The following is a 24,796-nucleotide window of genomic DNA, read 5'->3' as shown; positions in this document are numbered from 1 at the left end:
TTCTCCCTATGCGGGAGTACGCGGCGTGCAATTTGCTGTAATTCATCCCTTCCAATACCGCGTTGAGTAATCGCACCGAATCGTCTGACGGAATCATTTCGCCAATGTCCATGGGGATAACCAGTTGATATACATTCCCGTTTGTTGTATAATCTGGTTGTAATTTCTGGGTCTTCACAAACTTGATTTTACAACAAAAAACGGCATCCGGCACTAGCCGGAAGCCGTTTTTTGCTGTCGGAAGGGGCGGCCTTAGCGCGACAGCCCCCCTTCCTATAGTTTTACAGCTATGTATTGTCCTGCTTTTACGGGGGTTTTTGTAACATTGGCGCTCGGCAACAGGCCGGTATCTGTTAGAAACTTCTTGGCCCCGATATAAGCTCCTCCGTTAGTATGCCGGATAGCAAAAGCATTTAGTTCCTTGGCCTCAGTAGGTAAGACCCCAATTGCTTTGTTTTCTTTGTCATAAGCCAGCATACAATAAGGTTTGCTCTCTAATAAAGATGCGGCAAGTTTATTAAATACTATGCGACCATTGGTTTTTACTTCGGCCAAAGGTTCAACTTGTTTAGCCCTAGTTCTCTTTTTCGGCTCATAAGTCGTAAATTTGAATTCCATAGTTACCCTCCTATGTGATTCTATACATAGTATTCTCTTTATATCCATTATTTCCTACTTGGGTATTTTCAATCACTAGGATATTCAAAGTAGTACCAAAATTTCTTTGGTTGCCGACCATTTGCAGGTACGACTTCCGGAGTCGTCTTAGCCTTATACGTAAGGGCTTATCCCATAAACTCTCTGAATTTCTTAAAACTAAAACCTATCCCGTGGAAATTAGGTTCCAAAATAATCGAATCTACTATGGCTCTTCCCAATCCCTGCTTCTGTTCTTGGGTTACTTGAAATCTGTTTAAATCCTTTTTGTTTTGTATATCCTTAAAAATTGAAGTTATTAAAGGCATTACATCAGATGTACTCTTGCAACATTTTCTCAAGGGAATCAAAACAAATTTAAACTGTTCATTATTATCACTTAAGCTCCTTGCTCTTCTGGAACGATTCTTAAATTGATGTGGATTTGTTTTAGTAATCAAAATAGCAGGTAGTAAGTCCGTTGCATCTTCTCCATTAATACTATGCCAAGACAGTACTTCGTCATCAAAATGTCCCATATCTTCCCCAGTACCTATGATAACCGCAGACTTAGTCTTGCATGCTAAAGCTGATAATTTGTAAAAGTTGTCCCTAATAATATTGCACAAAGGCTCATCCCAACCATAATCAAGTACATAAACATAATACTCACGGTCAGCTTGAGGAGATAACATTTCTAAGCTATGAATGACTAACCCCATATTTCACACTCCATTTCCGTCAATCAAGGACTATTTTCCCAAGTCAGATAGTAGATCGACTCAATTTCATTAAATCAAAATCAGTCGCCGATCAGGCGTTATTTTTATTAAAAATATGAGTCAATCCCTTTCTCCTCTATCTCTTGAGTTAACAAATCAAATTCATATCTTTTGATTTCATTTGTTTTACTAAATTCATTAATCATCTCAGTCAATTTTCTTTTTCGATGATCTTTGGATAGTATCGTATTTATTGCCTTAATTTGAGAAAAGGTAGGTTTCTGGTTGTGAAGCCTAACCACCTCTTCTTTAATTGCTATCATTGGCCCTCTAGGTATAATATCCCAACAAATAATTAACCATTGAATTGCATTGTATAATTGTTTAGCTGTACTGTTCCATTTGTCCTCAATAGTATCTCCCCCGCCTGCACCACTGCCTCCCACTTCATGGGACTTTAGTGGGTCAAAAAGTGCTGGGCTTTCTTGACTTAATAATTGTAAAAAATGCTTTCCAGCCCCACTCCCGCAGATAATAGTTTCAATATTATTAACATTAGATTTTAGCTTACACTCAAAAATATAATACGTATCACTAAGATTTGCTTCGGCATCACTTCTTTTTGTTTGTCCATTTAACAATCTCAAATGAGCTATTGGTTTAACATAATAATTATTTACAATTTGTTGCCTACGTCTTTCGCCCCTGCAATTCATAAGGCCCTCTCCTCCAACTTTTCGCTTTCAGCAGATAATATACAAGAATCATCAACTTCTCTTCTCACTTTATAAATCCACTCCGTTATCTTCAAGTATTATTAGCAAACCGGCTATTGTAAATAAGCATTGTGAAACACCCATAGTCATTTTATAGAGGTTCCAAACATCTTCAGGTTTTCTAGATAGCATATACCATCCTATTTCTAAACCTATTTCTTGTTGTTTCATTTCCTGCATTAGGCTTTCTCTATCTTCAAAGACTAAAAACCGATGTTTAATTTTATTGTATGCTCGTACCAATACGCCCCGTGTTTCTGACTTTGGAGATTTTGAAGTATCCATTGCATCGCAAATTACGTAAGCATAATCTTTAGGGTTGGGAACATCTATTGCAGTAATTCCAAGGCTTTTATATCTTCTTGCTGCTTCAATGATTTGAATAGCCGATTGCTGATACAACTGAGCAAAGCCATTATATTTATTAGGGTCGCGAGCAAATTGCTGTTTCAGATCATCAAGGTGAGGAATATTAATCATTTCTGACAACTGTATGCCTTCATCAATGGAGTCTACTATAAACCTATGGAATTGCCCGTGTTCTGTCTCGCTCAGAACATACCGTTTAAAGATACTTTGTTTATTTCTGTGCTTTATCGCGAAGCATAATGCACCTAAATCCTCTAACCCACCTACAAATTCAGCTAATAATCTTGCAATGACTACAATTTGAACTCTGGCAGAGTCGCCTTCCTTTTTGGCTTTCTCTGTTGCCTTCTCTTCATCCAATAGCAAAACATGTTTATGTACCAGCATCGCCGTATCATCACATTCACATCCTGCGCGATACAGTCCTATGGCAGAAACTGGTTTCCCCATATATGGAAGGCTGACAAACTCTCGCAGAAAGGCTTTATCTACCGCTAGAAGCATATCTATCTTTCCTTCATCTTTTCAGGTTAATTTCCAATGTGTCATTCACTATTTTGAAGTCAGGATAAACTTTAAAAAGGTCAATACGTAGAGACCCCAGCCGCTGTGGCTGCTACTATTGGGGCATTAATAAATCTATCACCTATCCCGCCAAAATCGCCTATGCCGTGGGAATTGAAACTCACTAGAAATCCCGGCTTCACCGCATATTTCCGAAAATATTTTTAGTATTTCAGCACGCGTCAAATCAAACCAAGCACCTAATTGCCTGTCGTTAATACAGTAAAATTGTCGTTCATCACTTGTCGAACCCAGATGGATATCATTAGTCCTTACAGCTAGTTCATACCTTTCGCGTAATGCGCGTAGTAAATCGCCAATGGCGTCCATTTCCCTGCGCCATAATGGATTAGATAAATAGGCTTTCCCCTTTGATTTTTGAAGTACTCCCCCATCCCTTGCTCTTAGCGCCCCTGTATTAATAGCAGTGATAGTATCTTCTATAGCTTTATCAAAATTCTCCATTGACCCTTCTTGATCAAATGGATCTTGAAACGCTGGACGGTCTAAACATTGCGCAAAAAATTTAATTATTTCTCGATCATCTACAAGATTAATCACGCCATTATTTTGTATTTCTAACAGAGCAGCTTTTTCTGAGAGATGCTTCCATTCAAGCAAAATATCACTGGAATATAGTACTGGATCATTATCAATCAGTTTGGCACAATTTTGGCAAAGCCATATGCCATTGTCAATTGATTTTCTTTCTTCTGCGGTTAGCTGAGAATCATATCTTGGACCACCTAAAGATGCAGCGCTAATATGTGCCGCAACGCCAATATTAATTGATCCTGCTGAATCTATCTGCGGACCGCTAGTTAATTTTCTACAATTAGGGTTGGAGCATCTAAAGCCGACTCGTTTAGCAAGCGTTTCCTTTGTAGTCATGTCAAAATTGTCACGACTCATAATACTTCATCCTCCATCTATTTACTAAACAAGCTTTTTCTTATGCCTGATCATACTGCCATTTCAAATATACAATGTTGTTTTATAAAGCAAAAGGAAAAATTATCATTCTGGAGAAAACAACCAACAAATGTTAATTGTTAGAGGGGAGTAAAGATGAGCATAACCGGGATAGATACTTTGGTAAAAGTTAAACATTGGGCACAGTGGCCTACAGATTTGCATAACAAACCCGAACAAATAAAGAGACAGATTTCCGCGAACAAGGCTAAGCATCAACCATTAGAAGTTAATATGGAGACACAGACGGGTACCTTTGCTGGTTCCGGCAAAAAGCCCTATTCAACAACTTTAAGCAAGTGTAACTGTAATGATTTTGTGAAAAGAAAGTTGCCATGCAAGCACATGTACAGTCTTGCAAACTATCTTGGGTATATTGAACTTTATAAGCCAGAAACTGAATATGATGAGAGCATGGTATTACTGCGAGCATATGAACCAACCGACGATTGGGGCAAATGGGACCCTGGCGTACACAAGGTCTGGAGTCAAAAAGCCCGATATCATAGAGCATTTGAAGAAGAATTCGATATTGCTGACTTTTCGAAGGAAAATCAGTTTGCCAGGATTAATGGGTATTCAGTTTCACTCGAATCATGTTCATGCCCGGACTTTCATGAGCGCCAATTTCCGTGCAAACATATTTATCGTCTTGCCGCAGAACTAGAGTTGGTCGAAGAACCTAAAACAGCGTCCCGCCAATACGAAATTCCGGAAGGCGCAGCTATGATCACTATAAAGTTATAGCTTCCCTAATATCGGACAAACATTATCCCATAGCGATATTGGGTTTACAAATTTTACATGGCTTATTCCTTTTCTCAACTGCGTACGTTTCTCCATATGGTTTTATTTCCAATTGGGGATTTCTATTTTTGAAACGCCGGACTACTGGACACCCCACTAAATGATAGCAATGAGAGGAAGGCAGCGTCACAATACCAAGCTTACCCTGCAGATAATCAAAGAGCAGTATTAATTTCAGGGAATTGGTAACGGTACCATAGTCAGTATCACCACCATGAAGAATTGCATGACGACTTAAGAAAGATTTAGGTGTTATGCCATGTTCAAAGTCAACCAGAATGATATGAAAAAGAAACTCTTGTATTTTTTGATCAAATGAATATCGATAAGACTCATCCAGTAGTTTCTTATAATATTCTTTCAGCATTTTTCCAGGCATTCTGCCATTATGACAATATCCATCGACAATAATACCTTCAATCTGCGGTAAAATGGTTGGTACAGAAAGATAGTAATTCCCTGCGTTATGGGCAGTAACAGCTTGTCTTATAATAGGCATACGTTTTGCAAGCCATTTTTTCTTTCCCCACTCGCCTGAGAGCTTTTCAATTTCATCCGCATCAAATCTCTCAATGAATAATTGATCAACCTTTTCTCGTATTGCTTCTGGACCAAATCGGTTATACGCTCTAATGATCTTCTTCATCTCTGGAATATATAGTCCTCCATAAGGAGGCCATCCTAATTCGACCATAATAGCAGAATATTGCTGATTAATATTCCCAAATTCATTTATATTTCTGTGGAATTGGTTCATCATTTCCGTAATTCTAAAAACACCGTTTTCGGTCCAAGCTCGAAATATTTCTGTGGCTTGTTTTACATATTGCCCGCTTAAATATTGATAAGCTGAAGATGAATAGCTCATTTGGCTGAATCTATTTATTCTCTCGATAGTTTCTAGATAACGAAATATATTGTTATTGAACATCAGTTGCCTCCACACTAGCAATCTCCCTACTAATCTGATTTTTCATTAATTCATATTTTCCTGCAAATTACATCTAGACGCAGTTCATATTCATTCGATTATCATGAATTCAATGTACATCCTAGAAGGACATCCAATGAAACTGGAAATCCAGACCATTGACAAAAAGGAAAAAACCTGAACTGGCCTTCCCAATAGCGGAGAAGCAAATTCAGGGCCGATATGAGAAAATAGCCTACAAACCCTTATAAATCAAGGATTCATAGGCTCTCCTTCCAAGTCGGTTTTCATAGTTTTTAATACGTAAAACGCTAAGTCTGAAAACCTAATGTTTTCTAACCATGTCCGGGGAAACATATACCATCTTTTCCCACAACCCTTGAATCCTTGCTACACAAGGCTTCAAGGGTTGTGTTTTCTTTGCAGCCAAACTACACACTCAATGTGCCATTTGATAGAAAGGTGATACAAATACGCGAAATTGGAGATTCGCGAGAAGGTTTACCCCGGGGTATTTTGAAGATGCTGCATCGGATGCGAGAAACCAAATGCCGTGTAAAACCTTTTGCGGTTTGGTTATATGTCCCAAAGGATATTGGCATTTATGGCTTTTAGATGAAGCCCCATATCTTCTATATAGTTTGAATTGCATCATCATTTGCGTAATATCACAAAATCTTATCTTTACTACTTGATAGAATATCAAGGCTTGCTGTAACGTGCTCTGTTTGTTCTGCTGTAAGATACTCTTTTACTCCGCTCACCAAGCGCCTAAGTTGTGCGCAAGCATTTTTATTATCGGTTCCAACCGCTGCAAATATGTCGTCTATTTTACTTTTGTAGCCTGCAGGGTGAATATCAAATTTCTCTATCATTTTAACCGCTTTTTTTTCATTCAGACAATATTCCTTATTCAACGCAAATAGAACCTGATTGAGAGCCGATATTGACCGTACAATATGAGCGGTCACATAATAAATATCGTCTTTATCGATACTGTTTTCCGCCAGCCATAGAGAAAATTCGGCTTCAAATGAAAATAAGTGAATAAGCGCTTTTTGCAGTTCGACCGGATACTGCTCAGACATTAGCTTCATGGCAGATACATTGTTGCCCTTCTCCCATAATACTTTACTAATAGCTAATTCACCCATATACATGACATTGATATAAGCATGGGGGTGCCCTGGTTGGTAATGCGAGGAAACAACCCCGTTCCGGCCTTCCTCGATAGCCTTTTCCACTCTCGCTATATCACGTAAGATAAAATCCACAGGACATTCGTCAATGATAAGCCAGCCGCCACCGTTAACCCAATTGCCCCATCCTCCTGGTGACGCAATAAGATTTTCCCGGTGTTCATCATCGACCGCTTGGGTTGCCTTGTTCAGGATACCAATGTCGAGCGTCGGACTATCGTAATAGATGCCTATGTCAATATCCGAAGAAAGGGAATGCGTACCTCTGGCGCGCGAACCGCCAAGTACAATTGCTTGGATGCCCGGCACGGTTGATAAAACAGCCACAACTTTATCCAGAATGGCTTTGATTTCATTCATATAACTCACCTCAACTATTTATTATATTACAAATCAAATAACTGACCGTACTGACACTAAGATACCACCATTTCACAAATAGGATGGGTAAAAAACAACTATATTTTCATTTGTCATCAGCGGCTTAATTTTGCCAATGACGGCGATGTAAAATTACACATAACTGGCTATCATTTATTACGAGAAAGGCATATACATTGGTTCGGACTAAACAGCACAGAATAAAGTCTCTTACAACAAAGTTAGAGTTCAACAATCTTTGTTGCAATATTATTACAAAATTCACTGTCATGTTCGACAAATAACATAGTTGGCAAGTATTCAAGCAGTAATTCTTCTATTTGCATTCGCGAAATAACATCAATAAAATTAAGCGGTTCATCCCAAATATGGAGATGCGCTTTCTCGCAAAGGCTCCTGGCAAGCAGTACCTTTTTCTTTTGTCCACCGCTAAAATCAGATATGTCCTTTTCAAACTGAAGTCTTGAAAAATCCAATTTTCGCAAAATTGCTTTAAAAATACTTTCATCGATACCGTTAGCTATAGCGTAGTCGGTTAAGTTGCCCTGCAGATAAGAAGTATCCTGTGATACATAAGAAATTTTAAGCTGACTTGCTTTTCGAAAAGTACCTGTATAGTTTATAGCTTCTCCACAGATAAGCCTAATAATGCTCGACTTACCGGAGCCATTTCTACCGCAAAGTGCTATCCTGTCCCCCTGTTCAATGGTGAAGTTTATGCTTTCACATGCGGCCTTACTGCCATAGAATATCGATACTTTATCAAATTCTACCAAGCGGTCTGTATGAAAGTTCATTTGCGAAATTTTTAGTTTTTCAGAGTTCTCAATATTTTTGAGAAGCTTAGACTTTTTATCAATCGCTGCTTGTTGCCTTGTCTCAATTCCCTTAGAACGTTTCATCATCTTTGCCGACTTGTGGCCTATATAACCCCTATCAACTGAATCCTTGGTACCTACCTTGGTTTTTTCCACTTTGTCCGACCAGACAGCCGTACGTTTTGCAGCGGACTGTAGGTGTGTGATTTCTTTTCGCAGTTTTTCGTTTTCTACTAATTCAAAGTTATCCTGCCTTTCTTTGTTGGCCCACCAAGTTGAAAAATTTCCTTTTTGAATTTCGATATTTGTTTTGTTAATAGAAAGGATGTGGTCAACACAGTTATCAAGAAAAGCTCTGTCATGAGACACCAAAATAAAGCCACGTTTAGATTGGAGATAGTCACTGACAAGTTTTCTCGCCTTCATATCAAGGTGATTCGTGGGTTCATCAATCAGCAAGAAGCTATTCTCTTTAAGAAATAAAGTAGCAAGCAATATCTTTGTCTGCTCACCGTTCGAAAGTGTAGCAAATGGACGATATAAAACGTCCTCGGAGACTTGCAATAGCGAAAGCTCACGCATAACCTGCCACTGAAGGCACGTTGGATAGATGCTCTCAATTACATCAATAGTATTATTCTCGGAGTCAGTTACATCGAAAGGGAAATATTCAAAGTTTACATTGGCTGAGATAGTGCCACTGTATTCATATTTACCAAGTAGCAGCTTGAGAAATGTAGTTTTTCCTCTACCATTTCTTCCTGTAAAGCCTAATTTCCAATTTGTATCTATTTGAAAGCTAACGTTTTCAAAAATATTATCATAACTGCCTTCATGGGCAAAAGTCAGATTAACTACGTTTATTAATGACATGGTTATCCTCCTGTGTAAAAATTATGAGTTGCAAGAAAGTCAATTCTTGCAACTCATAAAAATACAACAAAGCCACGACCGCCTAACGGGCATGACATAATCATATTAGTTGAGAGAAAAGAATTAATATCTTTCTTGCACAAGCATAACAAAACAGGCGGTATTTGCCGCTCCCAGATTTTTATTATGCTATGTTAATTAGCAAGAAAGATTAATCATCTTTTCCACTCCTATATTTTTAATTATAATTATCGTATCATACCGTTTTTCAACAGTCAATCGTCAAACATATGACTATATAACAAGGCATTCTACCGTTACCAAGTTAAGCCTAACCGGAAACATAATTCTGACGAGACCCGTCGTCAAAACACAAATCAGCTAATTGTCGATCTTAAACCGGAAGCTTTCAGTAATTTTTTCAACATTTCTATTTTATTATTGACCGCCCATATGCAAAGGGGCACTAGTCAGTCCTATTTAGCATAGTAGACCCGCTCACCAACGCCAAATTTCTTTAAGTGCCTTCTCACTAGAACTTTTTTCGTGTTTACGTTCTCCAAACAATTCGTCATCTCTGGCCACCGTTGGATCAAACCAATCAGCTTTTTTCGTCGCCCAGTCAACCCATGCAGCCGTTTCCTCATTCAAGCCATCGTGTCCACTGGAAGCCTCTATAGCCTTGACATAAGCGCGGATTCTACACGCAGTCTCATAGTCGAGTGCGGCATTTTCCAGTTCTATTGCTCGCTCAACTTCCTTATTATATTTTTTTCGCCGTTCTTCCTTCCGGCGTTCAGCTTCTGCCTTTTTACGAGCTTCCTCTTCTCTTACTTCTCGGTCAAGGCGAATCACTTCAGATTCCTCATAAAGTTCTATCAACATTTCGCCAAGCCGAGATTCAATATTAATTTTATCCGTGTCTCTGAAATATCGGCCCTGCCGAATGCTTATTCTAAGCCTTCTGTTAAACACGTAATCATACTTACGGATCTGTGGCTCTGATGCCCATGAGCTACGACGTTTCTCATCTCTATACTTAATAAGGGCTTGCGCTTCCTGTTTTGTAATTACATGCTCGACCTTATCCTGGCCCTCAGCAATTTCAATACGTACATGTTCATTTCTGACACGAAGCGTAAGGTCATCATTGACCGAGCCACCCAGCCTTTCAACCTGGCGAAATAAAGCGTCAAGTATTCGGTACACTCGTGGAAGCGACTCATTAGAAATCACTCCGGCCAAAAAAGGCGGGTTATAATAATAATCTTTTTTCCTTTGTGCTCCTTCTTCTTTTCTGTCCTTTTGATTCCAACTTTTAACGACACTTCTGTAGGCAGCTATTTTCTTATGCAGCTGAGCATTTTCAACAGGCATCTCGATTTCCTTGACAGCGCTTAACACCATTTCCCTTTCGGTATCTGATAGAAATTCGAGCGGCTGTTTGGCAGGATCACTACTCTTTTCCCTGACTCCCTCAAAAGTTTTTGCGCCAGTAATCTGAGTAGGTCCATTAGTTTTGGGCAAGGGAGTTTTTGGCACTTTCGCCCCAGCGCTAACTTTTGCCCAATATCCTAACGGAGGGGTAGGAACATTTAACTTTTTGCAAATTTTATGGATCGCAACGTCTGACACTCCATATTGCGCAGCAACTTTAACAACCGGATTGGCCCAAACCTCTTTGTACAATTTTTCTCGGTTATAGGTATTGTGCTTGCCGCCCCAATAAGGAACACACTCGTCTTCAGCAGCATCATCGTCTAGATTCTCCCCATTTTCATCGCCAGTGTTGTCGTCACTCTCATCTTCCGGCGTTTTTTCCGTACCGTCTTCATGATCCAAATCTTTTTCAACACTTTTTTCTGCAACGGCCTTGCGTATGCGTTTCGGCTTGTCGTTGCCAGGAAGCGTAACTTCAGCGATAGTGGACTCCGGTAATGGAAGTTGCTCAACTGTCTTGCCAAACTTTAATTTTACCCAATATCCCGAGGGCGGAACCGGAATATCTGCTTCTTTGCACAATTTCAACAGATCATTATAGTCAGCGTTATACTTTTTCGCGACGCCAGTTACAGATATTTCCCAAATCTCATTATAAAGCTGCTCCCTGGTTATTTTAGAAGCTTGTTCCTCAGTCAATATCCTTCCCCCTTTTGTCCAGTATGGAGTGTAGGTACTGCTGCAAGTCACCATGAACGTAGTCATTATCCCATGAAAGCGAAAACGCGTATTCAAAAAGTCGTATATCGCCTACTCCGCGCTTTCGCTTAATATAAAAAGCAGGTCTTTTTTCATCTCCTCAAACTTAGAAATAATCGTTTCCAGGTTTTTCTCAATGTTTTGCACCTGAATGTTCGTTATCTTCCCATGCTTATACGCTATCAGCCGTTCATCGATAATGTGATAGCCCCAGCTTTCGGAATATCGATCTTCATGTTTAATCGCAAAGCCTATCGGCAACAAATCATTTCTCATGCCAAGGCCTACAGCCAAAGGAGAAATCCCCAAGTAGTCCGCCGCGATTTTTAAGGTGATTTTCTTGCAGTTTCTTATTTCATCATCTGAGTACTTGCCCACGCTTTTTGCCCCTCACTTTCCCGCATTAAATTCATTATATATTTCAGGCAAACAATCATCTACAAATTCTTCCATATTATTATGTAGAAGCCGCTCCATTGTAAAAAATCGCCTAAACCGAGGTCAAGGCGACTATATGATGTACTTATTGAATTAAAGCCGTTCCGCACGCCTTGCCGCGCTTAATACGTTCTAGGAAATTTTTCTTTGCCAAGTTGCCACAGATACTTATCAATTTCTTTTAAATTGTATGGTTCAAGTCTGTAATAGCTCGTAAACTGAATCAAGATATTTTTGAACTTCTCATAATCCTTTAGATCATCACTACTGAAACGAGAAAAACGATCTGTATCCCTAAAATAACGAAGCAATCGGTCTACATAACTATCATAAATAGGAAATTCTAGCGGCATGTGATGGCTACAGTATTTTGTTGCAAAAGAGTAGAAGTTTCTCACCGTTCCATTGTCCATTGTCACTTTTGCAATATCATTGACCAGCGTAACATCGCCTGCGACGAGTCTAGCATCAATGTTTAAGCTAATGATGTGCTTTGCTACCTGAAAAGGTGAGAATATGTTTGTACTGTAAAAGTCGTTTAAAGACGATACTTTTATCAGGACGTCGTCGATATTCGTGTTATTAGGGTAAGTTTGAAAAAAGAGCTTATTTAATGCACTCTCTTGCAAAGAATAGTTTTCCAGACCATCCCATCGCAACAAATATTTTTTAACCTCCCCACAACACGGCCGGGGAACAGACGCAACAGACGAACGAACAATTTCACTCTGTCTTGGCTGACTTAGACTAGAGTTGACTGCTACTTTATTACAAAATTCGTCTTCAGAAAGTTTTATAAATTTATCAACTCCGCCAAATTTATCGTCAATAAAACCTTTCAATATTTTTATCGAATTCATATATACTCCAGCGTCATTCGCTGGTGATTTTTTCTGACGTTCGTTCCTAAAGAATGATTCAAGGCGTTCTCGGCAACGTTTAATTGCTTCTTCACTGCTCAATATATTCCAAAAGTCTACGCCAATATCATGTCGAAGCGGATAAAACGCATCACTAAGAATAGTGCTTTTATCCTTTCGATGAGCATATTCTGAATTTAAATATTGTTTAAATCCCGCTCTTAGGAGACGAACCTTTTCTTCCGAAATATCATTTGGATGTTTTTCCACCATACTCCACCTCATGGTTTTATCATATTTATATTTGACGGCAATAAATCGCCAAATTCCCTAATCCATTTGTTCTTTCATATTAATTATCACAACAAAATAATTATAACATAGCTAAGTAATAGCAAACAGGCCGGTCAAGGTGATTACAGCTCACCCCAACCGGCCTGTTTGCTTCCTATTCAACTGTGCATTCTACCTCTGTGCCGTCAAGCAAAACCACCATCAATCTGCCTTCACCATGAACTACTACTTTTTCCGTCAGCGCAAAGTACAGTTCAACATCAAATTCCTTGATCCGTCCTCTATCCGCTATGATTTTTGCAAACTGCTTTGCTTTGTAGCGTTGAAGCGAACTATCACTTTCCCGCATTCCTTTCCATTTGTCGAGAAAATAATCCTTGTTTTCGGCCATCATATTGAACACATTTACAAATGTCTGATATAAAACTACATCATCGATATGCCTGCTTTCACAGCCCTTTTCGCCCTTTGCTGGATATTTGCCATTGCAGCGCCAGATAATCCGCCTGAACCGGTCATCGGTAGAGTTCCATACCTTCCTGCCAAAAATTTGGCCACAAGAACCGCAGATGACCCTACCAGCAAAGGGATTGCTGGTTGTCGCATACTCAAGCTTCTGAATGCCGTACTGCAGGGCGAAATTCCGCCTGCGTTCCATTTCAAGCTGGACTGCTTCCCACATTTCTTTATCAATAATGGCAGGATGGCTATCTTCCACATAATACTGCGGCACCTCCCCATTGTTGTCGGCCCGTTTTTTGCTCAGAAAATCGACCGTGTAGGTTTTCTGAAGGAGCGCGTCACCCTTATATTTTTCGTTAGTAAGCATCTTCCGGATGCTGCCTTCATACCATTTTGCCTTGCCATTCCAGTTTGGTACGCCGCTCAACTCCAAGTCCCTCGCAATCCGGTTGGCTCCTTTGCCGTCTAGGAATTCCTTATAGATACGCCTGACAATTTTGGCCTGCTTTTCATTGACGACCAGATTCCCGTTTTTATCTTTGTCATATCCCAAAAACTTAGTGTGATTAACATGCAGCTTGCCCTGTTCAAAACGCCGGCGGATACCCCAGGTCGAGTTCTCCGAGATTGACCGCGACTCGTCTTGCGCCAGCGAACTTAAAATGGATAAAAGCACCTCCCCCTTGCTGTCGAGTGTGAAAATGTTTTCTTTTTCGAACGTCACCCCGATTCCAAGGTCTTTGAGCTGGCGGACATAATTGAGACAATCGAGGGTGTTTCTGGCAAACCGTGAGATGGATTTTGTGATGATCATATCGATTTTTCCGGCTTTGCAGTCTTCGATCATCCTGTTAAACTGCTCGCGCTTTTTGGTGGTGGTGCCGCTGATGCCTTCATCGGCATAAATGCCGGCAAATTCATAATCCGGGTGCTTTTCTATATAGTTCGTGTAGTAGTTAACCTGGGCTTCGTAGCTTGATAGCTGCTCTTCCTGATCGGTCGATACCCGGCAGTACGCGGCTACGCGTTTTTTCCGGGGCTGCAGGTTTTCTGCAAGGCTTGTCCGGTTTGCCTTTGCTGGTATAACGGTAATATTTTTGGCCATGTTCCACAACCTCCTCGACTATGGTTTGGCTTTGTATGTTCAGCCTGCCGACTGTCATATCGTCAATCGATGTTCCCTGGCAGGCGTTTTTGCCGTTTTTAATGTAGTTGCTGCATTGCCATACAACTTTTTTGCAAGCGTATTTACTGTTCCAAATCCGCCGGCGCAGTGGCGCTCCGCACTTCCCGCACAGCAGCATCCCAGTCAGCGGATAGCGGTTTTGATACTTATTTTTTGTTTCCCCGATATTGCCTTTGGCCTTAGCACGCAAAGCGATCTGTCTTTGCGCTTCATCCCAGATTTCTTTGCTTACGATGGGCGGATGGTTATTCTTGATATAAAAGCTGTCGACCTCGCCATGATTGATGCACTTCTTTTTGCTGAGGTGATCCTTGCTGTAAGTCTTTTGCAGCTTGGCATCTCCTTTGTACTTCTCATTCTTGAGGATGCCTAAGACAGTACTGGAATGCCATCTGCCGCCGGCAATGGTTGGCACTCCTTCGGTGTTCAGTTCTTTGGCAATCACAAAGCTTCCCTTGCCGCTAATATAGTCAGCAAAAATCCGCTCGACCACTTTCGCCTGGACAGGGTTAATCACCAATTCGCCATGCTTGTTTTTGTCATAGCCCAAAAATCTTGTGGCATTGACGGCCAATTCACCTTGCTCAAATTTTCGCCTGTACCGCCACTTTAAGTTTTCGCTGGCGCTTTTGCTCTCTTCCTGGGCAAAAGAAGAGAGGACGGTAAGCATTAACTCACCGTCCCCAGTCAGGCTCGAAATATTGTCTTTCTCAAAAACGACTTCTACTCCCAGTTCCTTTAACTCCCTGACCACCTCCAGCACAAGCGTTGTATTTCGGGCAAAACGCGAGATGGATTTCGTTAGGATTAGGTCTATTTCCCCTGCCCTGGCCAAAGCCAGCATCTTCTGAAACTCCGGCCGCTCGTCCTTGGTGCCGGTGGTGCCATAGTCGGCAAAAACGCCAACATACTCATATTCCGGATTGGCTTCGATCAAGCTCCGGTAGTACGTCGTTTGATTTTCCAGCGACTCACCTTGAGCTTCGCTGGCAGAAGATACTCTGGCATAAGCACAGACCCGTTTGCGTTTGAGTGCGGGCGATTTTATGGGCTCGAGGATTCGGACTTTCATATGGCTTCTCCTCTCTATCAAAGTTCAGTACTATACATCGCTCTGGGTGGCGTATAAGTCAAGTTAATAGATGAAAAATTCATTGCCGCCACAACTGCTATTCCTTACCGTCATATTCACTTTCGGTTTCTTTCAATAGGCGGATAACCAATTCTCCCTGTCCTTCCTCGACTATAATCCTGGTTCCTTTTTCAAAGCCTAAGCTGTGCAGCCAAAGTCCCTGCAGCATAATGCAGGGAACGCCCGGTTTTGAATAAGCCGCTGACTGATATATTTTTAAAATTCGTTTTCCCATATGCCAGCCCCCTTGTAGTCTGACATAGTAACTCTGGCTGCGCCGGATGGCAAGTTAAATTTACGGTGTTTCCAAATATTATTAAAATCCACACGGGTACGGCTAACCTTTCCGCTCGCAAATCCCCTTTTCTTAAAAGCTGGTCATCAATACTGCTCCTCACCTTAAAACCGCCACACATGCTTGACCTCCCAGCCTGAGGTCTTTATTTTTCCCCTCGCCAGTTCCTCCGGCACCAGATGCACTTCCGCCGCCACGGCCTTATTCGGAGCATAGTTTTTCTGGACCCCAAGCGGTATATAGGCATCCCCCCGGTGGCTGCCTACCCCCGCGGAAAGCTCCCAAGCTTTGTCCAGATTAATCTTCAGCACGTCCACCTTATATTCCTCATCGTTTTTGACCACGACCGTCCGCTCGGTCTTTTCCAGTGCGGCAGGCGACAAGGCTGTATCCTGTTTATTGATTCTCTCCGCCACCTGCTCAGCTGCAAGCTCCAGCGAAGGTGCTTTGACGGTAAAACTGGCGGCAGGCGGCTTAGTTTTTAGTTCGTCATAAGCCGCCTGCAATTCCTTAGCATTCATCTGTGAAATATGAAGCGCTTTGCTTAACGCCTGAGTCTGCTCCATCTGCTCCTGGTGCAGCACCACTGCCTGCCGGTACTGTTCCTCTGCCTGCCGTGTACGCTGCCAAAGCCAGATAAGCATTGCGCTTATTAATAGGAAGAAAACAACGAGCATTATCAGCCACTTATTTTGCTTAAAGGCAGCTTTCCACGTTTGGAACACCTGGATCATCCCTCATCCCTCCAGCGTAGCTGCATAATCAGTCACTCCCCGTGCAATCGCTCTCGCATAGCGATCCTGCCATGCGCCGTCCGCCAATAATGCCGCTTCCTCATCGTTGGAAATAAACGCCATTTCCACCAGGCAAGCAGGAGCATCGGTATGAATGAGTACATAAAAGCGTGACTCCTTATCGGGATCGCCATCAGAGTAATCCGCCCTTCCTGCCCGATCGGGAAACTCGGCAGCAATTTGCTTATATATGCAGGTCGCCAGTCTGTCTCCTAATGTATCCCCCGGTGAAGTCCAGACCTCATAGCCTTTTGCGTTCGGGTTTGCCGCGCTGTTGCAGTGAAGAGAAATAAAAATATCGGCTCCCCACTCATTCGCCAGAGCTGTCCGATAGCTTAAATCATCCGTTTCTGCTTGTTCCCATTCGGTTCGGGTCAGCTTCACCTCATACCCTACGGCAAATAGATATTTTTCTACCAGTCGCGAAATTACTAGCGCGACATCCGCTTCCTGCAGGCCCGTTGTTCCATTTACCGCGCCAGGATCAATGTTTCGGCCCGCATGGCCTGGGTCAATTACGATTCTCATCTTCAAACGTCTCCCTCCTCAATTTCGGCTTTGGATTATGATTTTTTGACTTCCAATGTTCAAAACAAGCAACAAAAAAGGAACCTCAACATTGAAGTTCCCTAATGATCAAACTATCTCGCTATTTAATTCTGTTCACATTTTTCATTGCAAAACCGGGGCGAGACTCATTTACTCTCTAATGCCTGCTGAATTACGTTCTCAATATCCTTATGGCAACAAGTTCCTTTAGGATTATTGATTAGACATTTGCCGTTTTTCATAGCTCCTGTTGCCTTGGCAACATCACCAACTGTTTTTGCTTTGTTTTCCACTACGGCACGAACAATTTCTTCCTCGGTAACTCGATTGCAATAGCATACGTACTTGGGACTAGCTCCCTTCTTCCATGCAATTGGAACCGCAACATCCGCCTGATGAAATATAGCATTGGAACTAAAATACACCACGTCACAATCGGCTGTTAAACAAACGCCAAATTCACCCTCTGCCGGAGTATTGCCACGAACCATACTTTTGACTGTTTCAAAGGGTACAGACTGCCCTAAATTGTTGCAAACCGGACATACCAAAGCTGCGCCACAGCAAGAGGATGAACAGCAACAGTTCTCCATCAATAATCCCTCCCATTAATCAGAACATGCGTTAATAGTTATTATACCTCATTTTCACACACAATTCGTTATGAATAGAGCCTTATTTTCTGCATAATTTTATCTTTTTTTATGCAGATAACAGCGTCAATATGCAGATAAAACTAAGCTGTCAGCCATACGAAATGAAAAACTCATTAAACAAGCGACCACCTACGTGTTATTCCTGAAAGACTCTTTTTCTTCCCTTAGCCGCACCAGTTTCTCCCGGATGAAAGCGGGAATATATTCGCCATACCCCATACGGTCTAAGTTCTCAATAATGCTTAAGCCTTCATTTCCCAGATACGCAAAGATCACCATGGACCGGCAGGTGCTGACGCCAAAAAGTCCCTCATCAATCCAGTGAGCCATAATGACGATCACCAGCATAACGACCTTGCGCTTTATCCCTTCAAAACCCTTTTTACTGTCAAGCGCTGCCGTCTTCCATGCAGCGATCAGCCCAGTCACATAGTCAATCACAACAAAAATCAAAAGCGCCGTAATCAGCTTGTCGACACCGCCGACAAGAAAGGAAAAAACTGCGCCTATGGCGGAAAACAAGGCCATGATGCGCAGCTCTATTTGGGTGTATTCAATCATTTCCCATCCTCCTTTCATACCAAGCCATAGCTGCTCAGCGCCGCTTTTAGCGCCCGCACGTCATCGGCCAGTTTCTCGCATTTATCCCGCAGCGCCTGCACCTCGGCCTGCGAATAAGCCGCGCTGATGGCAAGCCCGCCGATTTCATTGTCCGTATTTCCAAAAGAAACTGTTGCTTTAACGACAGGTGTTGCACCAAAAAAACCGATCTTGCTTGCGGCTGAAAACTCATTTTGCCAGGTCGATCCTTTATAGACAAGTGGCTGGGCTGTTTGTTTATCCCAAACCCGCAGCCCCTCAAACGGTGTATAGAAAACCCAACTTCCGCCAATAAACTGGGCTAGTTGGTTATCTTTTCCAATCCAACCCCCAGTGGCTCCTGCCCCTACAATATACAAGTTCCCCTCGATACCAACAGGCGGGGCGGTAAGTGCTATAGTTTCTACTGCCGTTTGCGTAAATGCATCTAGGCGGTTGAGTCCGACAGCATGTGTGACTTCCTTCTGCGCCTGGCTTTGCACAATATAGGGCAATATTAATCTAGGTGTATTGTCGCTCAAATTACTTCCTCCCTCATAGTTCCTCGACCTCTCGCTTCGCTCAGCTGATAGATCCGAACTTTTATCAGGCTTTGCACACTGCCGAAATCGGCTATTTGCAGAGCTGCTGAATAAAGAGCAGATGATGTTGCAGTCCGCAAGGTTCTTTTCACGGCAAATCCACTCACCACATCAATTTCATACATTTCACTTTTCTCAGCGAGAGGAACGTCAACCAAGTCTTTCCAGCCGCCGTCTCCCCGTGTACGACGTATCCAGGAAATCGTGAGATTTCCCTCATCATCTCTAGCACCAGTTACATGGCACGGCGATAACGGAAGCGCCATGATTCCCTGTGAGGTAAAGCGCTTATCCTGATATAAATGATTTGTCATGGGGAGCGTCGAAGGCCCCACGCGAAATAACCGACTCTGAAACCAGTCTGAAGAAGGCACTGTCAGCCTGCCGAGTATTGTCGATGATAACAACACAAACCTTTCGCCCGCCACATGGGACGCTACTTTGTGTTCAGTACCAAGCCTGCCCCTTAGCAAGCCAGATAGTCGATAGGTGTTAGGCGCAATCAATACGGCGGTAGTAAACTGAATAATCTCCTCACCAACTAAAGCGGCATTAAATCCATTGAGTACATCCAGGGCTGGTCGGCTTTCTAAGGTTCCATAGCTCATAACTACATCCAGTGTATTAGCATTATCCCAATAAAAGGTTGTTCCACTTGCTAAGGTGCTGGCCGTTATCCCCATATAGGCTTGTGGTGTTCGATACAGACTTAATGAATAAGTCAGCCCCCCGTCGTTGGAGCGGAATATACTGGCTCCATAATACACACTAGCCGTTGAAGCAACATAAATGGTATCATCGGTCAGGCTGTTGTCACCCGGTAAACGAGGTATATCTAAAAATTCGGTTGTAATTTCGGTTGCCGGTTCTGCAGTCTGTGGCTGCGGTTCAGGATCTACGTCCCGAGTTACAAGGATATACGTGCTGGCGTAAGTTGACTCTGCCTGAATTTTTATGATTCCTGGTTTGCCATATGAGACCTTGCTAACCACGACTAAAGCCTTACGTTCATCGGGCAGATTCAGTTCCAAAATATCACCGGGAAGTATGTGAGCATATTTTGACCCAAGTGAAAACTCATATTTGGTTCTGCCAACCCACGCTTCATAGAGACGAGTATCTGCCAAGGCTTTCGCCTGCGAATCAGTCAAAACAAACTCTGTGTCGATTGTTTTCTCATTTCGGCTCAGTGTTACCTGTCGAAAGGCGGACATTACACCTTGCTGATACTCTTTGTCAGCAGACAGATATTTCACCGTAAGGCGCGCCGGCAGTTCTCTTTCATCCATTCGGGTGGCGGTATAGGCTTCAGAGGGCGGAGAGTTTTCATATGCGCCTATTGAGTCCAAGCTTATCGGTAAAACTTTCGTAAAATCCCGCTGCTTAAATACTACTTTGCCGTTTCTCTCCACTCCATCAAAGACATATAGCAGTTGGAGTTGTTCGATCTGGGCTCTGCGAGACTTTTCGCCGCCAGTCTTATAGCCCGGAACATCGATATCCGCCATACTCGACACGTCTATCTCCGACAAGTCTAACCCGGCGTCAACGCTAATTTCTTCCACAATGCTTTTAAGATTTGTAGTAGAATGAATGACCTCAAAGGACAGGTTAGGTATCCGATTTCCATAGTCAGTCACAAAGAAATTTTTAAATACGATGTAGGCCAGTCCACGGTATGCCGGAACCATACCAACTCCTTCGATACCTTCTATATAAGGATCCGGGGTCTGTGTTTCCGTACCGTAATAGAGGGTATAGTCATGTTTCGATAAATCAATCAGCTTGCCGTCTGCCCACACTCTGCCAATACCGCTGATTGGCCCCTGGCAGAGTCCAACCGCAAAGGAAACAGAATAGGAATAGCTAGTTGTAGTGACCTCTCCGCCACCGCCCCCCTTCCCGCCTCCCTGTTTTTCGGTTGTAACATGCTCAACATAATTGGTTCCCCAAATTACATTGCACTCTGTTCTGACCGTTCCATAAATCTTGGGAATGCTAGCCCCAAAAGTTGAAGTTTGTAGTCTAAGGTCATCTAATCTCGGTCCTTCCCTGCTAAAGCCAGGAGCAAATAAGGATTGGTCAATGACACTGCCTGCCATAGCGGCTACCCCGGACCAAAAGGCATTCCAACCGGCGTTCTTTGCTATGGTTCCTAAAATGAGCGTAGCCATTAGTCTAAAGCTCCAGGATAACGAAAAGCAGCCCGGATGTTTTTGGTCCAAAACTCATCCAGTCTTGTTTCCGCTACTTTGCCGACATCGGCCCATGAATGAATAAAAGTTTGTGGCGTTGCTAAAATACCTGCATGGTGCGCAGGACCTTTTCCAAAACCAAAAAGAAGCACATCGCCAGGACGCGCTTCTTCTACAGGAATTTCTTCCAGATGTTTTTTTACTTCGGTATATAAGCGTTCTTCCGCTTTAAACAAATGCCAGGTAGCAGGATAATCAATCACTACCTCCACCGTTTGACCGGTAATATGCTCATATACCCCTCGGATTAAACCAACACAATCAGCAGCTACGTTCTTTAGGCAGGCTTGGTGGACCCATTTGGTACCGATCCAGGCACGAGCCTCCGCCACTATTTCTCCACGCGTCATTTCTGATTCCCTCCTATCCACGTCTGACATCACTGCCTTCGGAAACAGTATTGCTGGAGCCTTGCCCCGGATATGCGGATTGATAATCATTACCCGGTATATGCGGCTCTCCTCTGAAATTTATCCCATTATTGAACTTTGTCCGGCAGGTTGAAAAGTTACCGTCGCAGCCTGGCGTTATTGTAAAGGTATCACCTATAGCTACGCTAAAAGTAGTTGGCAGGAAAAGTGTTAGTAACCCCTCGTCAAAGGTTTTTACTTCATACTGACAACCGCTATTGGCACCCGTATGAAAAGTCAGCACGCCGTAATCAAAATAACCTTTTGGATAAGAAAGATTGGTCTGTATTGTTCCATTAGAGTTTACTTGTGTTACTTGGCCCAATGCCGCTAACGAGCCAAGCTCTACTTTACAGCGTGAATCTCCAAGTTTTGCCCGGCAACTCTTTTGATACACCGTACCTGCTGATTGTTGATAGGCCTCAAGTAACCCCCGGACTTCTGCCTGGAATCCGTATTTGCCGGTTTTTATTTGTCCTGTTGTTCCTTTGCGGATAACCAATAAAGGATCTTTGGTATTTTGCCAGTTACACAAGAAGATCTCAACCTTAGCAAAATCAAACCGCCCGGCGGCAATATCCTCCGCCTTAATCCGGTTACTGTCTAAAAAGCCCTCGACCTCGAGATTGTCTACTGCCATATTATTTGCGGTTTCCACAGCAGTTGGGACAAACCCCGTGGAAGCTTCATACGTTACACCGCCTAAGATGATATCTTCATCATGATTGGTAAACCCAAATACCGTTCCGTCCCTAAGCGATAGCTTCCAGCACCATGCCGCTGTTGTCACTTCCTCTTGTAACCAGGGTACTCCAGGAGGTTGCTTGACTCTCCTAACTAGAGAAACCGTGTCGGTACGATAAACAAGCGTAACGCCTACAATGCGAAATATGTCGCCAACACTTTCACTGTTATTATTACCGTACGTCTTAAACTGAGCTTGCCACGTCAATCCGCCCGGGACCCAGATTCTCTGGATATCTGCCGAATACTCCGTTTTGTTATTGCCATAAGTTTTATATTGGGCTTGCCATATCAACCCGCCTGGAATCCAGTTTCTTTTAATATCAGCTGCAAACTCAGCCTGATTATTCCCGAATGTTTTATACTGGGCTTGCCAGGTCAAACCTCCCGGAGTCCAAATACGTATGATATCAGCAGCGTACTCAATATTGTTATTCCCATAGGTTTTAAATTGGGCTTGCCAGGTTAAGGTGGTAGCCATTTATACCTCGGCCTCGGTAAAGGAGATATTTAAGAGATTCCCAGCTTGATTTACGGCAGGGTATCCAGAATAGGCATAAACAGCAAGTAAAAACATGATGTTTACATTTAAAACGGTCGAAATGCTGCAACTCCAATTTAGAATATTACTCATATTTGAAAGCCCTTCCCACTGGGCTACCGTAGTAATCGGCCCATAAACATTGGCATATACACCTGTTATTCCCGATGAAACTGTCGATATTGTTACATTAGTTGCTTTAAATCCAACATCACACCGCAGGCACAAGGACATAACTGCTGCACTTACGTGTCCTGAAGGTATTCTGGGGTAAAGACCGCTTGCATCAATCAAATCCGTTCCCGGTATCAGCTCAATACCATCCGTTAGCCCCGGAGTTCCCCTCTTATACAAGCGTAAATGTGCCATTAACTTTGCCACCCCCAAGCAACTAAGGATACTGAAGTATCTGGTGAGGTTGATTCACTAGAAAAAGCTTTAGCAGTTACCACGAACGAAATGTTATTTGATGTTACCTTAGGAAGAAACAAGATAACTTGTGGGTTACCAGAATCATAGCCCGTGATAAAGCCGGATGAAGGAGAAGAATATTCAAAACGGGCAGATGTATTGCCTTTAAACTGCACGTTTACATCGCGCCAAGTCTCACCATCGTCGGCGCGAATAAAAATGGTTTTTGACACTTGTGATCCGCTTGCGCCTGGATACATACCGCCGAAGACAATAGGCGATGTCATACTGCCACTCGACACTAAGGTGCCGTCTTTGGCACCAACGGTTCCATTAATATAAAATTTTAATCCCAAAAATACCACCCCTATACAGGTTGATAGTAGTCTAGCTGCAAAGATACCGTAGTGTTATCACCATAATCTTCCTCATCGCCGACTACTGTCCGTAAAAAGAACAGACGGTTGATTGTGTCCACCTGGTGGATAAATAAACTCTGAGACCATGTAACGCCATCTAGCGATAACTGCACAGCCTCAGCGCCTTTTCCTGTAACTTTAATATTACATAAGAAATGAAGGGAACCAGTGGCTCGCAGCGCAAGATTCACAGTCTCGGATACCGTTCCTCTATCCGCAGACACGAGAATGGGATTATCTTGTGTTATAGGGTTTCCATCTGTACCTCCTGCGGTAACAGTGCCGTTATAGACGATGATAGCCACACTTTTTCTCCCTAAACACGTATTTCTACGAGGGGGATATTATCCCAGCCGTAGATATTCCAGTCTTTGATAGACTGAGGGCAATGGTCGGTATCAAATCGAACAGGCACGTCAAACTCAAAATCAGCGGTAATAACTGTGCCCTGAGCCGGTGCTGAAACAAAAGTAATAATACCGTTGGTAAAATTTACCGACCAATTGGCCTGCTGCTCAATGCCATCCATATACACCTTTACTGTTCCAACAACTGGCTTTCTGATTTTGCGTACATCCGTATACCCGCCATCGTCAATATAGGTTTTAATCAGCTGAAAGGTGGTTGTTTTGCCATCACCTGTACCGACATATTCTCCTTTTCCCCGAAAATCAAGCCAATCTTTGAAACGAAAGCCATATGCCTTACCGCGGCGCGCCCGAAAGAAGGCGAGCAGCCTTCTCATTTGGTCTTCATTTTTTACTCCATGGGCTGCCTGATACTTGCACCGAGCCTGGGACCAGTTTATGTTCCGCTGTTCATACCCGGAACCGGTAATTACAACATCGGTTGAATACTCAGGACCGCCAGTTACGCCATAGGAAATATCGGGCGGAAACTGCACTTCATGAAAAGCTTGCAT

Annotated in this window: 27 protein-coding genes; 1 reads left to right on the top strand and 26 read right to left on the bottom strand. The window is 42.7% G+C overall.

Going from position 1 to position 24,796, the window contains the following annotated elements; translation table 11 throughout:
* Positions 1-273: 273 nt before the first annotated feature.
* The 5 genes from P22_RS12495 to P22_RS12475 all read right to left on the bottom strand — a co-directional run bounded on the left by P22_RS12495 (position 274) and on the right by P22_RS12475 (position 3,979).
* Positions 274-618, bottom strand: a complete 345-nt coding sequence (locus P22_RS12495) for a hypothetical protein (protein ID WP_054260569.1) — start codon at positions 616-618, stop codon at positions 274-276.
* A gap of 167 nt (positions 619-785) precedes the next feature.
* Positions 786-1,358 carry a hypothetical protein gene (locus P22_RS12490; RefSeq protein ID WP_054260568.1) on the bottom strand — a complete coding sequence of 191 codons (573 nt, stop codon included), beginning with the start codon at positions 1,356-1,358 and terminating at the stop codon, positions 786-788.
* 107 nt (positions 1,359-1,465) lie between these two features.
* The gene (locus P22_RS12485; protein ID WP_054260567.1) at positions 1,466-2,074 is read right to left on the bottom strand and encodes a hypothetical protein; all 609 of its coding nucleotides are present in this window, start codon (positions 2,072-2,074) and stop codon (positions 1,466-1,468) included.
* 69 nt (positions 2,075-2,143) lie between these two features.
* Positions 2,144-3,007: a hypothetical protein gene (locus P22_RS12480; protein WP_054260566.1), complete on the bottom strand. Its 864-nt coding sequence runs from the start codon at positions 3,005-3,007 to the stop codon at positions 2,144-2,146.
* 138 nt (positions 3,008-3,145) lie between these two features.
* A complete protein-coding gene (locus P22_RS12475) occupies positions 3,146-3,979 on the bottom strand; it encodes an HNH endonuclease (RefSeq protein WP_054260565.1) in 834 nt (277 codons plus the stop codon).
* A 156-nt stretch (positions 3,980-4,135) separates the two neighbouring features.
* Here P22_RS12475 and P22_RS12470 point away from each other — a divergent pair, with 156 nt between their 5' ends.
* Entirely contained in the window at positions 4,136-4,786 is a 651-nt protein-coding gene (locus P22_RS12470; protein WP_054260564.1) for an SWIM zinc finger family protein, read from the top strand.
* Between the two features lie 22 nt (positions 4,787-4,808).
* Here P22_RS12470 and P22_RS12465 read toward each other — a convergent pair whose 3' ends face one another.
* From P22_RS12465 to P22_RS12365, 21 genes are all read right to left on the bottom strand, one after another.
* Positions 4,809-5,777 carry a type 1 glutamine amidotransferase family protein gene (locus P22_RS12465; RefSeq protein WP_054260563.1) on the bottom strand — a complete coding sequence of 323 codons (969 nt, stop codon included), beginning with the start codon at positions 5,775-5,777 and terminating at the stop codon, positions 4,809-4,811.
* Between the two features lie 668 nt (positions 5,778-6,445).
* Positions 6,446-7,336, bottom strand: coding sequence for a nucleotidyltransferase domain-containing protein (locus P22_RS12460; protein ID WP_054260562.1), 891 nt, complete (start codon positions 7,334-7,336; stop codon positions 6,446-6,448).
* Between the two features lie 242 nt (positions 7,337-7,578).
* The gene (gene abc-f, locus P22_RS12455) at positions 7,579-9,048 is read right to left on the bottom strand and encodes a ribosomal protection-like ABC-F family protein (RefSeq protein ID WP_054260561.1); all 1,470 of its coding nucleotides are present in this window, start codon (positions 9,046-9,048) and stop codon (positions 7,579-7,581) included.
* A 498-nt stretch (positions 9,049-9,546) separates the two neighbouring features.
* Positions 9,547-11,187, bottom strand: a complete 1,641-nt coding sequence (locus P22_RS12450) for a hypothetical protein (RefSeq protein ID WP_054260560.1) — start codon at positions 11,185-11,187, stop codon at positions 9,547-9,549.
* Between the two features lie 111 nt (positions 11,188-11,298).
* The gene (locus P22_RS12445) at positions 11,299-11,625 is read right to left on the bottom strand and encodes a hypothetical protein (RefSeq protein ID WP_054260559.1); all 327 of its coding nucleotides are present in this window, start codon (positions 11,623-11,625) and stop codon (positions 11,299-11,301) included.
* Between the two features lie 182 nt (positions 11,626-11,807).
* Positions 11,808-12,818 (bottom strand): hypothetical protein, encoded by a 1,011-nt coding sequence (locus tag P22_RS12440; RefSeq protein ID WP_216598075.1) that lies wholly within the window; start codon positions 12,816-12,818, stop codon positions 11,808-11,810.
* Positions 12,819-12,993: 175 nt separating this feature from the next.
* The gene (locus tag P22_RS21195) at positions 12,994-14,346 is read right to left on the bottom strand and encodes a recombinase family protein (RefSeq protein WP_235814640.1); all 1,353 of its coding nucleotides are present in this window, start codon (positions 14,344-14,346) and stop codon (positions 12,994-12,996) included.
* A complete protein-coding gene (locus P22_RS20105) occupies positions 14,258-15,559 on the bottom strand; it encodes a recombinase family protein (RefSeq protein WP_072169801.1) in 1,302 nt (433 codons plus the stop codon). The genes P22_RS21195 and P22_RS20105 overlap by 89 nt, the downstream gene beginning before the upstream one ends.
* 97 nt (positions 15,560-15,656) lie before the next feature.
* A complete protein-coding gene (locus tag P22_RS12425; protein ID WP_054260557.1) occupies positions 15,657-15,854 on the bottom strand; it encodes a SymE family type I addiction module toxin in 198 nt (65 codons plus the stop codon).
* Between the two features lie 164 nt (positions 15,855-16,018).
* The gene (locus P22_RS12420; protein WP_054260556.1) at positions 16,019-16,648 is read right to left on the bottom strand and encodes a hypothetical protein; all 630 of its coding nucleotides are present in this window, start codon (positions 16,646-16,648) and stop codon (positions 16,019-16,021) included.
* 3 nt (positions 16,649-16,651) lie between these two features.
* Complete coding sequence (locus P22_RS12415; RefSeq protein ID WP_054260555.1) at positions 16,652-17,236, bottom strand: N-acetylmuramoyl-L-alanine amidase family protein; 585 nt, start codon at positions 17,234-17,236, stop codon at positions 16,652-16,654.
* A gap of 167 nt (positions 17,237-17,403) precedes the next feature.
* A complete protein-coding gene (locus tag P22_RS12410; RefSeq protein ID WP_069972817.1) occupies positions 17,404-17,850 on the bottom strand; it encodes a (2Fe-2S)-binding protein in 447 nt (148 codons plus the stop codon).
* A 192-nt stretch (positions 17,851-18,042) separates the two neighbouring features.
* On the bottom strand, positions 18,043-18,474 hold the full coding sequence (locus tag P22_RS12405) for a phage holin family protein (protein WP_054260554.1): 432 nt from the start codon (positions 18,472-18,474) through the stop codon (positions 18,043-18,045).
* A 14-nt stretch (positions 18,475-18,488) separates the two neighbouring features.
* Positions 18,489-19,034: a DUF2793 domain-containing protein gene (locus P22_RS20255; RefSeq protein ID WP_054260553.1), complete on the bottom strand. Its 546-nt coding sequence runs from the start codon at positions 19,032-19,034 to the stop codon at positions 18,489-18,491.
* Positions 19,031-21,268 carry a phage tail protein gene (locus P22_RS12395; RefSeq protein ID WP_054260552.1) on the bottom strand — a complete coding sequence of 746 codons (2,238 nt, stop codon included), beginning with the start codon at positions 21,266-21,268 and terminating at the stop codon, positions 19,031-19,033. Before P22_RS12395 ends, P22_RS20255 begins: the two co-directional genes overlap by 4 nt.
* Positions 21,268-21,699, bottom strand: a complete 432-nt coding sequence (locus tag P22_RS12390) for an NlpC/P60 family protein (protein ID WP_054260551.1) — start codon at positions 21,697-21,699, stop codon at positions 21,268-21,270. Before P22_RS12390 ends, P22_RS12395 begins: the two co-directional genes overlap by 1 nt.
* 13 nt (positions 21,700-21,712) lie before the next feature.
* Positions 21,713-22,984: a DUF2163 domain-containing protein gene (locus tag P22_RS12385; protein ID WP_082378478.1), complete on the bottom strand. Its 1,272-nt coding sequence runs from the start codon at positions 22,982-22,984 to the stop codon at positions 21,713-21,715.
* On the bottom strand, positions 22,985-23,413 hold the full coding sequence (locus tag P22_RS12380) for a hypothetical protein (protein WP_054260550.1): 429 nt from the start codon (positions 23,411-23,413) through the stop codon (positions 22,985-22,987).
* Positions 23,413-23,811, bottom strand: coding sequence for a hypothetical protein (locus P22_RS12375; RefSeq protein ID WP_054260549.1), 399 nt, complete (start codon positions 23,809-23,811; stop codon positions 23,413-23,415). Before P22_RS12375 ends, P22_RS12380 begins: the two co-directional genes overlap by 1 nt.
* Positions 23,812-23,822: 11 nt before the next feature.
* Complete coding sequence (locus tag P22_RS12370) at positions 23,823-24,179, bottom strand: hypothetical protein (RefSeq protein WP_054260548.1); 357 nt, start codon at positions 24,177-24,179, stop codon at positions 23,823-23,825.
* 11 nt (positions 24,180-24,190) lie between these two features.
* A complete protein-coding gene (locus P22_RS12365; RefSeq protein ID WP_054260547.1) occupies positions 24,191-24,796 on the bottom strand; it encodes a DUF2460 domain-containing protein in 606 nt (201 codons plus the stop codon).

Origin of the sequence: Propionispora sp. 2/2-37 (genome assembly GCF_001298735.1) — a bacterium.
In the GTDB taxonomy this organism is placed as follows: domain Bacteria; phylum Bacillota; class Negativicutes; order Propionisporales; family Propionisporaceae; genus Propionispora.
This window is presented reverse-complemented; position numbering and strand designations above follow the sequence as displayed.

Coding starts and splice junctions, on each gene's coding strand:
- P22_RS12365 (WP_054260547.1), bottom strand. CDS start 24,796: ATGCAAGCTTTTCATGAAGTGCAGTTTCCGCCCGATATTTCCTATGGC.
- P22_RS12485 (WP_054260567.1), bottom strand. CDS start 2,074: ATGAATTGCAGGGGCGAAAGACGTAGGCAACAAATTGTAAATAATTAT.
- P22_RS12390 (WP_054260551.1), bottom strand. CDS start 21,699: ATGACGCGTGGAGAAATAGTGGCGGAGGCTCGTGCCTGGATCGGTACC.
- P22_RS12385 (WP_082378478.1), bottom strand. CDS start 22,984: ATGGCTACCACCTTAACCTGGCAAGCCCAATTTAAAACCTATGGGAAT.
- P22_RS12420 (WP_054260556.1), bottom strand. CDS start 16,648: ATGATCCAGGTGTTCCAAACGTGGAAAGCTGCCTTTAAGCAAAATAAG.
- P22_RS12440 (WP_216598075.1), bottom strand. CDS start 12,818: ATGGTGGAAAAACATCCAAATGATATTTCGGAAGAAAAGGTTCGTCTC.
- P22_RS12480 (WP_054260566.1), bottom strand. CDS start 3,007: ATGCTTCTAGCGGTAGATAAAGCCTTTCTGCGAGAGTTTGTCAGCCTT.
- P22_RS12460 (WP_054260562.1), bottom strand. CDS start 7,336: ATGAATGAAATCAAAGCCATTCTGGATAAAGTTGTGGCTGTTTTATCA.
- P22_RS12415 (WP_054260555.1), bottom strand. CDS start 17,236: ATGAGAATCGTAATTGACCCAGGCCATGCGGGCCGAAACATTGATCCT.
- P22_RS20105 (WP_072169801.1), bottom strand. CDS start 15,559: ATGAAAGTCCGAATCCTCGAGCCCATAAAATCGCCCGCACTCAAACGC.
- P22_RS12475 (WP_054260565.1), bottom strand. CDS start 3,979: ATGAGTCGTGACAATTTTGACATGACTACAAAGGAAACGCTTGCTAAA.
- P22_RS12490 (WP_054260568.1), bottom strand. CDS start 1,358: ATGGGGTTAGTCATTCATAGCTTAGAAATGTTATCTCCTCAAGCTGAC.
- P22_RS12395 (WP_054260552.1), bottom strand. CDS start 21,268: ATGGCTACGCTCATTTTAGGAACCATAGCAAAGAACGCCGGTTGGAAT.
- P22_RS12470 (WP_054260564.1), top strand. CDS start 4,136: ATGAGCATAACCGGGATAGATACTTTGGTAAAAGTTAAACATTGGGCA.
- P22_RS12380 (WP_054260550.1), bottom strand. CDS start 23,413: ATGGCACATTTACGCTTGTATAAGAGGGGAACTCCGGGGCTAACGGAT.
- abc-f (WP_054260561.1), bottom strand. CDS start 9,048: ATGTCATTAATAAACGTAGTTAATCTGACTTTTGCCCATGAAGGCAGT.
- P22_RS12465 (WP_054260563.1), bottom strand. CDS start 5,777: ATGTTCAATAACAATATATTTCGTTATCTAGAAACTATCGAGAGAATA.
- P22_RS12425 (WP_054260557.1), bottom strand. CDS start 15,854: ATGGGAAAACGAATTTTAAAAATATATCAGTCAGCGGCTTATTCAAAA.
- P22_RS12495 (WP_054260569.1), bottom strand. CDS start 618: ATGGAATTCAAATTTACGACTTATGAGCCGAAAAAGAGAACTAGGGCT.
- P22_RS12410 (WP_069972817.1), bottom strand. CDS start 17,850: ATGGAGAACTGTTGCTGTTCATCCTCTTGCTGTGGCGCAGCTTTGGTA.
- P22_RS12405 (WP_054260554.1), bottom strand. CDS start 18,474: ATGATTGAATACACCCAAATAGAGCTGCGCATCATGGCCTTGTTTTCC.